The sequence below is a fragment of the Gimesia sp. genome, assembly GCF_048260065.1.
Classification (GTDB): domain Bacteria; phylum Planctomycetota; class Planctomycetia; order Planctomycetales; family Planctomycetaceae; genus Gimesia.
The window spans coordinates 396,664-410,452 of sequence record NZ_JBLXHC010000005.1 but is presented as its reverse complement, the minus strand read 5'-3'; the positions used below and the strand labels follow the sequence as shown (position 1 = coordinate 410,452).

The window sequence follows — 13,789 nt, the reverse complement described above, 5'->3', positions numbered from 1 at the left end:
GGTGTGAATGAGTGCTGATGTAGAAACCGAGTCTGTTCGAATCACAAACAAGAACAGACGGATTCTCATCCGCCGCACCCTGATTTCTGCTGCTGTCATTCTCGGTGCACTGATTGGGTATTCTGTTTATCTGGTCGTTCAGTTTCAATCGCTGGTCTCTACGTTTCAGAAGCAGAGGGCGCAATTACTGCTTATTAATGAGCGTGATGCAGGGAAACTCGAATTTTTTGAGTATGGTTCCGCTCCAGGTCATGCATTTATTCCCAGGCCTTTTATTAATTACCAGCGCTCGGTGAATTATGTGGAATGGAAGCGACATCCGAAAAGCAGCCCTGAGGAGATTGACGAGCTGTTTTCACTCTTGCCAGATTTCCATAAGTTAAAATATCTGGTGTTTACTGATTTCCGGATCGACCGGAACCGTGCGGCTGCGCTGGCACGCATTCCCCGATTGAAAACAATCTATTTCACAGGCTGTCAGTTCGATTCCTCTACTCTGAACACGGTCTTGCAAATCGAGGGACTGAAATTTCTTTCGCTGGCAGATTCTACTTTTCAGGAAGAAGAACTGAGCACACTGACTCAGGGATCCCTGAAAGAAAATCTGACTCAATTAAATTTATCAAACTGCCAGATCACCGATCGCACAGCGGCCGTACTTTCCGAATGCCGCAATCTGGAAACCTTGCAACTGGACGGTACTCAGATTACCGACAGGGGATTGAAAATGCTGGCGCGGCTGCCGCATCTGAAGGTGCTGGTGCTGGACCACACAGCGGTCACTGATGACGGGGTGAGATACCTGACTGGTACTCGCGAGCTGGTGGAATTGAGCTTGAGCAATACCGGCGTTTCAGACGAAGTGGTGGACGTGCTGAAACAGGAAATTCCGGCATTACGCATCTCTGACGACTGAACGAATTTAACGTTCCCAGGAGATACCTGAAAGCGTGTGTGGAGCTTCTCCCGCACTGAACTTTCTTGGAAATCTGATTTAACTCTCCTAATCGGAACCCGCGTGAAACGTTCATTTCAAAAAAGAGGGAAAATACTGCTATTCCTCAACTTAATACCGCTCTCTGACCTAGTTTTAGACTGTGTCCAGTTTTACTGTAGCGTCTCCAGGTCCATTTGGACCGAGTATATTAGATTGAAAGACGCTATAGTTAAATGTGATGCGCTCTAGATAAACATCTTCATCTCAAAACTGTCAAGTCAGGCGCAGACAGACAATACCATGAGCAATAAACAACCCTCTAAAATTTTGATCGTCGATGATTCAGACGTTGTGCGGCGCATCCTCTCCAAGGCACTCCAGCAGGATGGGTACGAGTTGCATACCGCCGCTGATGGCGAAGAAGCCCGACAAAAAATTCATGAGTTGAAACCGGATCTGGTCCTGCTGGATGTGGAGATGCCGGTCCTGGACGGGTTTGCGGTGCTGCATGAGGTGCGTACCAGCTTTAAAGTCGACGAAGTTGCCGTGATTATGGTGACCTCTCAAAACGACGGGAAAGGAATTACCCGCGCTTTTGAAGAAGGTGCTTTTGACTATATTCCCAAGCCGGCCACCGATTCCGAAATCAAAGCCCGCGTGCGAAATGCAATTCGTGCACTGCAGCTGCTGCGAGAACAGAAGACCTTACGTAAACAGGCGGAAGCTGCCAACCAGTCAAAGAGTGCCTTCCTGGCAAACATGAGTCATGAGATCCGGACTCCGATGACGGCCATTCTGGGATATACCGAAATTCTGGAACTGGAAGCAAAGTCGCTGCAGCTCCCAGAGTTGATCACCGATTCGCTGGATACCATCAAGCGGAATGGCGGCCATCTGATGGAGTTGATCAACGACATCCTCGATCTGTCAAAAATCGAAGCCGGGAAACTGGATGCCGAATCCATTCTCTGTTCTCCCCAGACGATTGTGGAGGAAGTGATGGAACTGGTACAGGTCCGGGCAGAAGCTAAAGGGTTGAAACTGGAAGCCGGCTATCAGTTCCCGCTGCCAGCTGAGATTTATTCCGACCCGACCCGGATCCGACAGATCCTGATCAACCTGATCGGAAACGCGATTAAATTTACGGAAGTAGGCACAATTCGCCTGGAAACCTCCTTTCTGGAAAATCCAGGTGGAGAACCTCAGATTCAATTTACAGTGATTGACCAGGGAATCGGGATGACCGAAGCTCAGATGGCTGGTCTGTTCCGTCCGTTTTCTCAAGCTGACTCTTCAACCACAAGAAAATATGGTGGAACAGGACTGGGTCTGACCATCTGCAAACGTCTGACCGATATCCTGGGTGGTGATATTTCTGCGACCAGCGAACTGAACCACGGTTCCCGGTTCAGTGCAACGGTGAGCACCGGTAATCTGGAGGGGATTGAACTACTGCAGGAATTTCAGCTGAAAAAGACACGCAGAGCAGCGAAACTGGATTCTGCGGCCGAACCTGAAGCACAGGCTTTTGCTCTGAAAGGGAAAAAAGTCCTCCTGGCAGAAGATGGTCCTGACAACCAGAAACTGATCACCTTCATTCTGAAGAAGTCGGGCGCCGAAGTGACCGTGGCGGAAAATGGTGAGGCTGCCCTGCATGCCGCATTGCGAGCGATGGAAATCGGATTGCTGTATGATGCGATCCTGATGGATATGCAGATGCCGATTCTGGATGGATACGGGGCAACGCGACAAATTCGCGAACAGGGTTACTCTGGTCCCATCATTTCTCTGACGGCCAATGCCATGGAAGGTGATCGGGAAAAATGCATCAGCGTCGGCTGCAATGATCACCTCACCAAACCCATTGATCGCAGAAAACTGGTCAGCATGATCGCGAATATCTGCGAATCTGAGATGCTGGCTTAATCGACGCGCGAACCTGCTTTGCAGTTCATATGTGGTTAATAACCATTCGTGCCAAGGTATCGCAATTTTTGTTACCACGAAAAGCATGAAAGACCACGAACGAAAAAAATAATGGGTGGTACCGAATGCAATTCGGTACGAGCGCAGCGAGCAGGAACTTGACGGTGCGAGCGATCAGCCCACGTAGGGGCAAACCCATGTGTTTGCCCGCAATATAGACGAGCTTTGCTTTGTCGCGCTGCGAATGTTTTTATTGGTTCCGTTCTGAGTATAAAACTTGATTGAACCTCGCCAGGCGGGCGGACACACGGGTCCGCACCCTACAGAATCCTGTAGCGGAAATTCTCCGATCATTCGAATGCTTTCACTGACAATTTCCTGTTGTCTGCGACAACCCCGAATTGCATTCGGGGCTACCCCTTCTTTTTTCTTTCGTGCGGTTTCGTGTTTTTCGTGGTAGTAAATCCTGTCGGGATGTTCTACTCCGTTCCCCATGCGTGGCATGCGATCACCCCTGATGTGTATTTAGCAGTTCGTGGTTTTCATCTGCGGGGACTTGAGACACTTCTTTTATAATTCGCTTTGAAACGTGCCAGGCAGACAGCTGGTACGCGGGGAGTTTTATCTTCTTCAAAAGCACACGCGGATTGTTTAACGAAATGACAACAACACACGGTCGTTCTATTTTGCGAGATTCCATGCAGCATGATTCGATTCTTTCAGCAGGATTAGTTTCCTATTCGAGGGGTTATCTTATACAGGGGCATGTAGCGATCAAGTGGATATTCAGAATGATGTGGCGATACCGGTTGATGTGGAACCGATGCCGGGGTGATCAGTGCGGGGGTTGTGCTGACAGGCTGCGATGTGCGGCGACCCGCAGGCATACATGCGGAACTGGTACTGTTTTGCAAACTGCTCATCTGGAAAAAAGGGCCTTAAATCGAGTGCATATTTCGAACAAGTGTCGCGTGTTTCAGTGCACTGTAAACTGGGCACGCGCGCGACCCGAAACAACGCTTATCGCTGGTGGCGCGAGCGGGTCAAGTGCAATCTGGTCAGTGGGAGTGACCGGTTTTCAGAGGTGGGCGTTAGGCAGGTGTTTCTTCGTACTCGTTGAATTCTTCCATCAGCGAATTGATGGATTCAGAAGAACCGAGCGCAAAAATACTGTCGCCGGCATTGAGGATGGATGAGCTTGGTGGCGGCATCTGAGGCTGCTGGCCGGGTCGACAGATGCCGACGATCATGATGCCTTTGGTACTGAAATCAGTCTCGTGTAATTTTTTGCTGCAGTAAGGGTTGGCTTCCGTGATCTGCAGGTCGGCAACTTCAAAGCCGCCAACGTGTCTGCTGGCGACTTCAACAAAATCTTCAACGGCAGGATGAATCATGAAACGGGCAATTTTGACAGCACCGCTGCGAAACGGACTGACGACACGGTTGGCACCGGCGTGACGGATTTTATCGCCGGCTTTGTCATCACTGGCGCGGGCAATGATCTGAAATTCCGGATTGAGCATGCGGGCGGTAAGGACCACGTAAACATTATCGGCATCACTGGGCAGCGCAGAGGCGAGGGATCTCGCGTTTTCAATGCCGGCACTCTGGAGGATAAAATCATCGGTCGCATCGCCGTGAATATAGAGCCAGCCTTTATCTTCGCAGGTCAACTGCAGGCGTTCGTCATCTTTGTCGATGACGACGAACGGTTTTTCGCGTTCGTGGAGGTATTCACAAATGGATGCCCCCATGCGACCGATGCCACACACGATGTAATGGCCGTCCAGATTCGAGATTGCTTTCTGCATGCGACGTTTCTCCAGGATAGAACTCATCTGCTGACGAACGACCCACTGACCGAGCTGGGAGACGGAGTACGTAAATATTCCCAGACCGAAGATGAGGTAGAAAATGATAAACAGTTTCCCGTTGTCGGACAGGGAAACGGGATCTTCATAGCCGACAGTGGTCGCCGTGATGACAATCATATACAGACTGTTGAGCCACGAGGCACCTTCAATCCAGCGTATTCCCACCGTTCCGAAAATGGTAAAGCCGATCAGCAGGCTGACGATGCGAATAAAATGCGCAACCGACTGCTTCTGCTGTTTCGTCTGATTCGAGGGTGAGATGAAATGAAAAACCATGCGTGAGAGTTTACAGTCTGAATAATATTTTCGATAGAAAACTCGTTTGAGCCGGGGGTAATAAAATGGTTTCAGGTTGACCCAGATCAGCGAGTAAAAACTCCGCTGCCTGGATTCCGCTACGAACGGCACCTTCCATGGTGGCAGGCCAGCCGGTGGAAGTCCAGTCCCCTGCCAGATACAGACCTGCAACTTCGGTCCGTTGTGAGGGGCGAAGCTGTTCCACTCCGGGTTTGACGGAAAAGACGGCCTGATGCTCGGTCACCATGCGACTGTGCAGCAGTTCCGCGGTGTTTGCTTCCGGCCAGATCAACGCCAGTTCTCGAACGACTTCGCCGATAATCTCTGACTGGGTGCGCCCCTGCCGGGCAGATCCAGTCAGTTCATGGCTGGCGGAGATGACGATCTGGTAGTAGAAGCCGGTCTCGGTAGAAGCATTCTGCATCAGTCGACTGCGATTGAACATCCACTGCGAGAGCGTATCAACGAAGACCGCATGAGGCAGACTGGTGATCTCGCGATCGAACCAGAGATGCACGCTGGTGATGGGGGCAGACTCCAGTTGCTGAATGCCGGTTAAACTTTCGCAGCCGGGAAATTCAGCGGGCAGGAGATCAAAGACCCGCTGATGGGGGACGGCGAGTACGACCCGTTGAGAGTCTATTTTGCTTCCGTCGCGTAACTGGATGCCGGTCACCTGCTGCCCGTCGATCCGAATTTTTTCGACGCCGGTCTGCAGTGAAATTTTCGCGCCCCGCTGTTTGAGAAAATCCTGAATCACGGTCCCGTATAAATGTTCGAGGGGAACGGTGGGAATCAGTACCTGCCAGCTGTCGCGGGCTCTGAGAAAGCCATCGACGAAGACCTTGCGGGCATGTGAGAGACTGATGCGATCGAGACTTTCACTTAACGCACTGACGAGAACCACATTCCAGAAACGATTGATGACGTTGGCCGACTGACCGTGATCAGCGAGCCAGTCGGCGATCGTGGGTTCGTTTTCCAGATCCGTTTTTTCCAGTGCCAGCTGTTTCAGACCTTTGGCAAGCTCTGTTTTTTCAGACCAGGAGAGATAAGACAGACCGCCAAAGGCAGGGAGCAGATGCAGGGGAGCCGGCAGCAGCGGACTGGCAGCGAAACGATTGACCTTGAACTGTTCGCCTTTTGACTCGGGGCCGGCAGGCTCGGGGCCAATGAAATAGAGTTCTGATGCACGCTGAAAAAAACCGGCAATGCCGACGGTTTCACAGAAACGATTGAATTCAAAACAGCAACCCATGCTGACGTGCTGGCAGTTATCGATGAGCTGTTCGGACTGTTTGTCGGCGAAGGAACTCGCGCGACCTCCCAACCGGGGACGCGACTCAAACAGCGAGACGGGGACCTCGCGATCCGCCAGCGTCACTGCACAGGCCAGGCCGGCCAGACCGCCTCCGATGATGACAACTTCTGACTGACTGGCTCCCAACGGACTATCCTGACGAACTCAACTGGTATTTTAAGAAAACGGGCCTGGCCTGAACATTGGATCTGTATTTCCTGACATGGCTCACCTAGACTATGTCTAGTTTTACGACAGCGTCTCCAGAAACATTTTGACCGAGTAGAATAAAACGAGAGGCGCCATAATAAAACAAAATAATCCAGTATCTGAGGATACCGAAAAATCAAATTCATCCTAGGGGTGACTCTACGAAATCATGAAATATCCGGGGATTGAGCGACTGCAGCGTTTCTCAACACGCTGGCTGCAGACGGGACGCAACTTCCTGTATCCGCCCCGCTGTTCGCTGTGTGGAGAGGAAACGGTGTGTACTGGCGTGAATTGTGGAGAACAGATTGAAGAAATTGTTCCCGTTCTCTCTCGATCCTGTCAGCGTTGCGGCGCGCCCGTCGGTCCGCATCTGGAGACTTCCGGAGGCTGTACTGATTGTCGAAATGAAAAATTCCAGTTTGAGAAGGCGGTTGCTCTGGGGAAATATGAAGGACCATTACAGGAATTCATTCTGCATCTGAAGCAGAATCATGGTGCGTATCTGGGAGGCGGACTGGCCAATCTGCTGTTTTTTCGGAACCAGGAATTCTTCGAACAGCTGGGGGCTGAACTGATTGTTCCAGTCCCATTGCACTGGACATCTCGTCTGCGCCGCGCTCATAATCCGGCCAGTATCATTGCAGAGGCCCTGTCACACCGCTTGCAAGCGAAATACAGCGGGAATATACTCGCCAAACGAAAGAAGACTCCCCCACAGACCAGTTTATCTCCTCAGAACCGGAGAACGAATCTGCGAGACGCGTTTCATGTTCGCAGACCCGGTCGGGTTAAAGACTTAAGAATATTACTGGTTGATGATGTCATGACGACAGGATCAACTGCGAACGCTGCAACACGTGCCCTTCTGCAGGCAGGTGCCAGCGAAATTTACGTTGCAGTCATAGCCAGAGCGCCGCGTATATGACTTTAGAACTTCAAATCTCCACACACGACGGTTGCTGTCAGCGTGGATACAACAGACAAGGTAAGTACCTCGATGGATGCGAGTACCACTCCTCCTGATAAAGAGACCGCTCAGAAGCCGGTGAAAAAGAAGATTGGTCGAAACCATCGATTTTTCCTGCGCGGGCTGGCCATCAGTCTGCCTCCGATTCTGACTCTGGTGATCGTGATCTGGGTCGCCGGGATTGTGAACGACTACATTATTACGCCGACTACTACCACGGTGAGATACTGTATTGCCTACTTCACAGACGATTCCCGTCCCCGTGATCAGTTCGTGGAACTCGAAAACCTGCCTCCGCTGGAATACTGTCGTAAAGACTACCTGATTGGCAAAGCCGATCTGGACAAGATTGATGGGATTGAGCAGTCAGCTGGTCCTCGCGGAGTCAGCCGTAATAAAATTATCCCCTACGCCTGGGTTCCGTTCGGAGATCGGGCCGTTCCGTATGTCGATTACCGGGAAGTAGCCAAGCGGATTCGTGCTTCTGACATGCCGACCACAGCGATGGGCCTGTATATGGAGCTGGCAACGACCCGCTGGTTCAAAAGTCTGTTTCACCTGAGCGCCGTCGCCGTTGCTTTGACAGTAGTCGCTCTTTATTTTCTGGGACGTTTCGTGACCGCACGGATCGGGGCCTGGATGGTATTCAAGTTTGAACAGAATGTACTGGCGAGACTCCCTGTAGTGAGCAACGTCTATTCCTCAGTCAAACAGGTGACCGACTTTTTCTTCAGTGAACGAACCGTGGATTACAGCCGGGTTGTCGCGATTGAATATCCCCGGCGCGGTATCTGGTCACTGGGGTTTGTTACCGGAGACAGTATGCTGGAGATGACGGTCACCGCGGGAGAGCCTCTGGTGGCAATCCTGGTACCGACCTCCCCGATGCCGGTGACTGGCTATACAATGAGCGTGCCTAAAAGTGAAATCGTCGATTTGAATCTCACCGTCGACCAGGCGTTTCAGTTCTGTCTGTCTTGTGGCGTTCTGGTCCCTCCTCAACAGCGGGTCACCGATGAACTGCTGCGGGAAGAATTAGGAAAGCGACTGCTGGGAGACCGCAAGCTGGCTGGTTTTAAAGTCCAGATTGCCCCTCCGATTCCGACCACACAGACATCAACAATTGAAAGCCAACATACAACAACAGACGAGCCGACTGATTCAAATGGTTCGGAGCCCGAGTCCCCAAACCAGCCACCCGAGGATTCGAAGTAGCCTGAGCCGCTGGTTCACTACCGGCAGGACGACTGAACCGTCGATCGTAAGACATTTAGAGTAGAAGTGGAAAGTGGAGTGATGAACCAGACGTCTGAAGAACGTCCTTTGCGGATTGCGACCCGCGCCAGCAATCTGGCGTTGTGGCAGGCCTACTATGTTTCAGATTTGCTGAAAAAGCAGACCAGTGAACGTCCGATTGAAATCGTGCACATCACTTCGGAAGGGGACCGCGATCTGACGTCCCCACTCTCGCAGTTTGGCGGACTGGGCGTGTTCACCCGCGAAGTCCAGAAAGCAGTACTGGATGGTCGTGCCGATCTCGCCGTTCACAGTCTGAAGGATCTCCCCACAGAACAGGCACCCGGCTTACAACTGGCGGGCATTCCTGAACGAGGGCCACTATACGATGTGCTGATTTTCCCCCAGGGATCGGAAGCTGTGGAGAGTATTGCTGACCTGCCTGCTGATGCAAGAATCGGTACCGGCAGCCTGCGGAGACGGGCACAACTGCTGCATCAGCGGAACGATCTGCAGATGCTGGAAGTACGCGGCAATGTAGAAACCCGTCTGAAGAAACTGGATGCGGGAGACTACGATGCCCTCTGCCTGGCAGAAGCCGGGATGGTACGACTGGAACTGCTCGCACAGAGAACATCTCTGTTGCTGCAGCCACCGGAAGTTTATCCCGCAGTGGGACAGGGCGCATTGGGAATTGAATGCCGGGCGGACGATGAAGAAACCGCTGCCTTGCTGGCGGGTTTGTCCGATCCTTCCACGCAGGCGGCCACCACGGCAGAGCGGAGCCTGCTGGCTCACCTGAGGGCCGGCTGCCACGCACCCATTGGAAGTCTGTCTCAGACTGCAGATGACCAGTTGACCCTGGAAGCCGTTGTGTTGAGTGTAGATGGACAGGAACGGATTTGTGCTTCGGTCACTGGTTCCTTTTCTGAAGCAAAAGAAATCGGCGTGAAAGTCGCTAAAGCACTGCTGGCAGATGGGGCAGGTCGTTTAATTACAGGAACAGAAGAACCCTGAATTCCCTGCCAGAGGTTCACTGATCGAAGTGCCGTCAAGCCTGAAATAAGACCTGTAAATAATTTCCCTATTCTTAGATAAAACGCGGTGTATCATATGTCGATTCTGCGGGGCAGATGAGTTATACTCTGATCCAGAAATGGACTGCCTCTCTAAAACGTAATCAGGAAGTGCGGAAGGATCGAGACATGGAACGTCACCCTTATCGCCCCGGCCTGTCCGGGATTGTAGCTACCGAAACTGAGATCTCTCAGATCAAGGAAGGACTCACCTATCGGGGTTACTCGATTGATGAACTGGCGCGGGGAGCGGCTTTCATCGAAGTTGCTTACCTGCTGCTGCACGGTGAATTACCCAGCCATGAACAACTGGCTGATTTTCAGACTCTGCTGATCGAAACCGGTTCTCTGCCTCAGCCTGTCATGGCGGCGGTTCAGGCAATTCCCCCGCATATCGACATGATGGAAGTGATTCGCAGTGGCGTAAGTCTGCTGGCGCACTTTGATCCGCAAATGGAATATGGTGTCTTCCAGTCAGAAGTCTCCAATGCACAGTACCTGCTGGCGATGCTGCCTCAACTGATTTCGTATCGTTACCACCAGGTTCGCGGCAACCGTCTGATCGAACCGAACTTTCACCACTCCTACGCGGGCAGCTTCTGGTATATGCTGAAAGGGGATGAACCCTCTCAACTCGAAGAAGAAGCGTTTAATGCAGCCCTGATTATTTACGCCGACTATGGATTGTCCCCGTCTACTTTTGCTGCGCGTGTCGTGGCTTCCACGGGGAGTCCGCTGTACTCCGCAGTCTGCTCTGCCATCGGCTCGATTAATGGCCAGTTGCATTGCAGTTCGGGAACCGGCGTGCTGGATGTGCTGCAGGAAGCGATTCACTCGGGTAATGTCGAGGAATGGGTCTGTCAGGAAATCACCAAGGGGCGGCGTGTTCTGGGATTTGAGAACTCGCATCATAAACCCCGCGATCCCCGTTCTGCAGTTCTGAAATCCTTTTGTGTTCAGCTGGCAGACGCCCAGGGCCAGAACGAGATGGAAAACGCTGCCGACACAATCGAAGAGATCATGGGAAAAATTCAGCGGGTCCATCCCCGGGTGGAATGGTATGCCAGTCGGCTGCTCCATTATCTGGGATTTGAACCGGAACTGTTCACGCCGATCTTCACTGTTTCACGGCTTGTTGGCTGGGTGGCACATATTGTGGAGCAGAGTGAGAATAATCACCTCTATCAGCCGCTCTCCCGCTATGTGGGTATGGACCAGCGCAAATACAAGCCACTTCCGTTACGCAGCTGATTCGACTTTGTCTTTATAAAACAGGTTCAACAGAATCGGCATCAGGACGAGATCGCCGAACATGCCACCAATCATGGCGACACTGACCAGTGCTCCGAAATAGATCAGTGGAATGAAGTGCGAAAGTGTCAGTACACTGAAGCCGGCAACCAGAGCACAGGTGGCATAAATAATGGCTCGACCGACACTGTGTTGCGTTGTGCGGAGCGCTTCCACGGTCGTGGCACCGTGAGATCGTTCCCTTAAGAAGCTGGAGATAAAGTGAATGCTGGAATCCGTGGTAAGCCCCATGGAGACACTGGCAATCATAGCAGTCCCAATATTCAATGTGAGTCCACTCCAGCCCATCGCCCCGATGACGACAACAATCGGAAACAGGTTGGGAACCATCGCAATCATACCCAGCTTCAGACTGCGAAAAGCAAGCGACATGATCAGCCAGATACTGGTGGCTGCCAGCAGGAAACTGTTGAGCTGGTCTTTGAGCAGACTGTCGATGAGATAGGCCAGTAGAATAAAAATACCGGCCGCCTTACCCGGTTCTTTATGAACGGCTTCCGTTTTATCATCGGTCTGTTTTGTTTTCGCACCGGGGAAATGCTTTTTCGCCAGGGAATCGACTTTGTGAATCAGCGAAAGCTTTTCTTCAGCGGACTGACGTTCGAGCGCACGTAAAATGATACGCATCCGGCCGATTTCGGAGTTATACATACTGCTCTCAAAATCGGACTGCAGATCCTGAATCATTTCCAGTTTGGATTGAACAGGGTCCGAGGCAAACGGTTTTTTCGGTACAAAATCGAGTGTATCGGTGATGGAGATGACTTTTGTCAGCTGTGTTTTATCGGGGGGATTGACTTTGCGCAGGTCTTCGCTGAGTGCGCGGACACGCTCCAGATATTCTTCAGTCAACTGCGGCGGAGCCGGGAAATTCACTTCCCAGGTAGACGCGCCACCCAGACGGGTCTCGACGAAATCGAGCGCTTTGACAATATCACTGGAGTCGCGAAAGTTTTTACTGAAATCGGTCTCAATCGTTAACCGAGTGAATCCAGCTGAAGCGAACAGAACGAAGAACAGTGTAGCCCAGAGAATACGTTTGGGATAACGTTCATTCATCTGCGAGACCTGTTTAAGATAACGCGCCAGACCTTTTTCCGATGAATGTTTTGCCGGTGCCTTCAAGTAACCGAGTGACATGCCGCCCGGCAATAGAACCGTAGATGCGATCAGCACCATCAGGGTTCCCAGAGCCATCATGATGCCGAAACTGCGAACCGGAGCGATTTCACTGGTGAGCAGTGACAGGAAGCCGGCTGCGGTAGTCGCGCAGGTCCAGAAGATCGCGGGTAACAGTTCGACCATCGTCTGTTTGATGGCAGCCGGTCGGGAAACATTTTCGCGCTGCAGTGCCTGAAAATGAACGGCGACATGTGCGACGGTGGCGATCCCAATGATGGTTACCAGGGAATTGAGCATGGAGCTGACCATGCTCAACTGTAAATTTCCGACGACGAGTAAAGCTTCCGTCCACCAGATCGAACAGATCACAACCAGCAGCGGCAGGAAAACCCAGCGCAACCGTCGAAACAAAATGAGCAGTACGACAGCGAGCAGACTGAGGGAAACTTTAAACAACACGTCGCCGTCTTCTTCCACATAGCGGAACATGTCGTAGACCTGCACCGGCTCGCCTACAACAAAGGCACGCGGAGTGTGAGCATGTGCAAGCTCGCGAATCTGTCTGAACGTTTCACTGCGCGGAACAGGAGATTTGTCTTCAGGAAGCAGGCGGAGAACAATGGCGGTCGTTTCATTATCATCACCAATCAGCACGCCGCGCGAGAGTTCAATCAGTTCATCCCGTTTCCTGCGGAGTAAAACCTGCAGAAAAAAATTGAGCTTCGGTGGGGAAAGTGCATCAGCCAGATTCTGACTGACATCTGCATTGATGCCCGGAATTTTACTCAGTTCCTTTGAGAAGCTGCGAACTTCTTCCAATGGCGAATGTTGATCTTCCGCTTTGTCTTTGCCCTCTTTCTGCTCCAGCAGACCAGGCACGGTGTAGGCAACGAAGACAAATTCATCGCCACCAAACAGCTTTTTGCTTTCCAGATAATCGAGCAGATGCTGGTCATCTTTGGCATACAGCGATTCGATTGACTGTTCGAAGGCGAGCCTGGAAGCCGGAAAATAAGAGAATCCTGTCAGGACCAGAAACACGATCAGCAGGACCCAGCGGAGTTTAAAGAGCAGGTTCACCCATGATTCCAGCCAGCTCTGTGGTTGACGACTCATAAGGTGAAACCATTTCCTGTTGCCTGCCAGGCAATACGATAAAAATTCGGCCCATTGCTATGTAACAGGAATACTTCCAATGCACACGCAACCCATCTACTCTTGTCGAACTATAGCTCACAGAAACCACGATTTCATTATAAAGTGAACCTTTTTTGCAACGTGTTGATTTTTTCCAACCTGAATACTTCAGAACCATCAGCATCGATATTTCCAGATATCTGGATCATTCCGCGCAGTATTCATGCTCAGTCCCTACAGTCGGTAGAAATCTCATAAAACCCCCTGTCAGGCCGGGAGAGTCCCCTTGTTTCTGACATGTAAGACCTGCATACTTGATGCAGTCTCTCCCCGGGTTAACTGCCTTATCAGTCAAGTCTTGGGAATCAAATGTGCCAACTCAGGCAATCGTAA

At 51.6% G+C, this 13,789-nt stretch carries 9 protein-coding genes; 6 read left to right on the top strand and 3 right to left on the bottom strand.

Features of this window, described 5'->3' with window-relative positions; all coding sequences use genetic code 11:
- The first annotated feature begins 7 nt into the window (after positions 1-7).
- Positions 8-916, top strand: a complete 909-nt coding sequence (locus tag ACN0YN_RS12350; protein WP_417385313.1) for a leucine-rich repeat domain-containing protein — start codon at positions 8-10, stop codon at positions 914-916.
- Between the two features lie 321 nt (positions 917-1,237).
- Complete coding sequence (locus ACN0YN_RS12345; protein WP_417385312.1) at positions 1,238-2,863, top strand: response regulator; 1,626 nt, start codon at positions 1,238-1,240, stop codon at positions 2,861-2,863.
- A gap of 1,091 nt (positions 2,864-3,954) precedes the next feature.
- Here ACN0YN_RS12345 and ACN0YN_RS12340 read toward each other — a convergent pair.
- Both ACN0YN_RS12340 and hpnE read right to left on the bottom strand, forming a co-directional pair.
- Positions 3,955-5,013 carry a potassium channel family protein gene (locus tag ACN0YN_RS12340; protein WP_417385311.1) on the bottom strand — a complete coding sequence of 353 codons (1,059 nt, stop codon included), beginning with the start codon at positions 5,011-5,013 and terminating at the stop codon, positions 3,955-3,957.
- 10 nt (positions 5,014-5,023) lie between these two features.
- The gene (hpnE, locus tag ACN0YN_RS12335; RefSeq protein ID WP_417385310.1) at positions 5,024-6,481 is read right to left on the bottom strand and encodes a hydroxysqualene dehydroxylase HpnE; all 1,458 of its coding nucleotides are present in this window, start codon (positions 6,479-6,481) and stop codon (positions 5,024-5,026) included.
- A gap of 232 nt (positions 6,482-6,713) precedes the next feature.
- Here hpnE and ACN0YN_RS12330 point away from each other — a divergent pair, with 232 nt between their 5' ends.
- The 4 genes from ACN0YN_RS12330 to ACN0YN_RS12315 all read left to right on the top strand — a co-directional run bounded on the left by ACN0YN_RS12330 (position 6,714) and on the right by ACN0YN_RS12315 (position 11,077).
- The gene (locus ACN0YN_RS12330; RefSeq protein WP_417385309.1) at positions 6,714-7,472 is read left to right on the top strand and encodes a ComF family protein; all 759 of its coding nucleotides are present in this window, start codon (positions 6,714-6,716) and stop codon (positions 7,470-7,472) included.
- 72 nt (positions 7,473-7,544) lie between these two features.
- Entirely contained in the window at positions 7,545-8,729 is a 1,185-nt protein-coding gene (locus ACN0YN_RS12325) for a DUF502 domain-containing protein (RefSeq protein ID WP_417385308.1), read from the top strand.
- Positions 8,730-8,810: 81 nt separating this feature from the next.
- Complete coding sequence (gene hemC, locus ACN0YN_RS12320; RefSeq protein ID WP_417385307.1) at positions 8,811-9,767, top strand: hydroxymethylbilane synthase; 957 nt, start codon at positions 8,811-8,813, stop codon at positions 9,765-9,767.
- A 188-nt stretch (positions 9,768-9,955) separates the two neighbouring features.
- Positions 9,956-11,077, top strand: coding sequence for a citrate/2-methylcitrate synthase (locus tag ACN0YN_RS12315; protein ID WP_417385306.1), 1,122 nt, complete (start codon positions 9,956-9,958; stop codon positions 11,075-11,077).
- Here ACN0YN_RS12315 and ACN0YN_RS12310 read toward each other — a convergent pair.
- A complete protein-coding gene (locus ACN0YN_RS12310; protein WP_417385305.1) occupies positions 11,066-13,375 on the bottom strand; it encodes an efflux RND transporter permease subunit in 2,310 nt (769 codons plus the stop codon). The two genes, ACN0YN_RS12315 and ACN0YN_RS12310, sit on opposite strands and share 12 nt — an antisense overlap.
- Positions 13,376-13,789: the final 414 nt, after the last annotated feature.

Excerpts from the sequence above, each read along its gene's own strand:
- ACN0YN_RS12350 (WP_417385313.1), top strand. The coding sequence starts at position 8 with ATGAGTGCTGATGTAGAAACCGAGTCTGTTCGAATCACAAACAAGAAC.
- ACN0YN_RS12345 (WP_417385312.1), top strand. The coding sequence starts at position 1,238 with ATGAGCAATAAACAACCCTCTAAAATTTTGATCGTCGATGATTCAGAC.
- ACN0YN_RS12340 (WP_417385311.1), bottom strand. The coding sequence starts at position 5,013 with ATGGTTTTTCATTTCATCTCACCCTCGAATCAGACGAAACAGCAGAAG.
- ACN0YN_RS12330 (WP_417385309.1), top strand. The coding sequence starts at position 6,714 with ATGAAATATCCGGGGATTGAGCGACTGCAGCGTTTCTCAACACGCTGG.
- ACN0YN_RS12325 (WP_417385308.1), top strand. The coding sequence starts at position 7,545 with ATGGATGCGAGTACCACTCCTCCTGATAAAGAGACCGCTCAGAAGCCG.
- hemC (WP_417385307.1), top strand. The coding sequence starts at position 8,811 with ATGAACCAGACGTCTGAAGAACGTCCTTTGCGGATTGCGACCCGCGCC.
- ACN0YN_RS12315 (WP_417385306.1), top strand. The coding sequence starts at position 9,956 with ATGGAACGTCACCCTTATCGCCCCGGCCTGTCCGGGATTGTAGCTACC.
- ACN0YN_RS12310 (WP_417385305.1), bottom strand. The coding sequence starts at position 13,375 with ATGAGTCGTCAACCACAGAGCTGGCTGGAATCATGGGTGAACCTGCTC.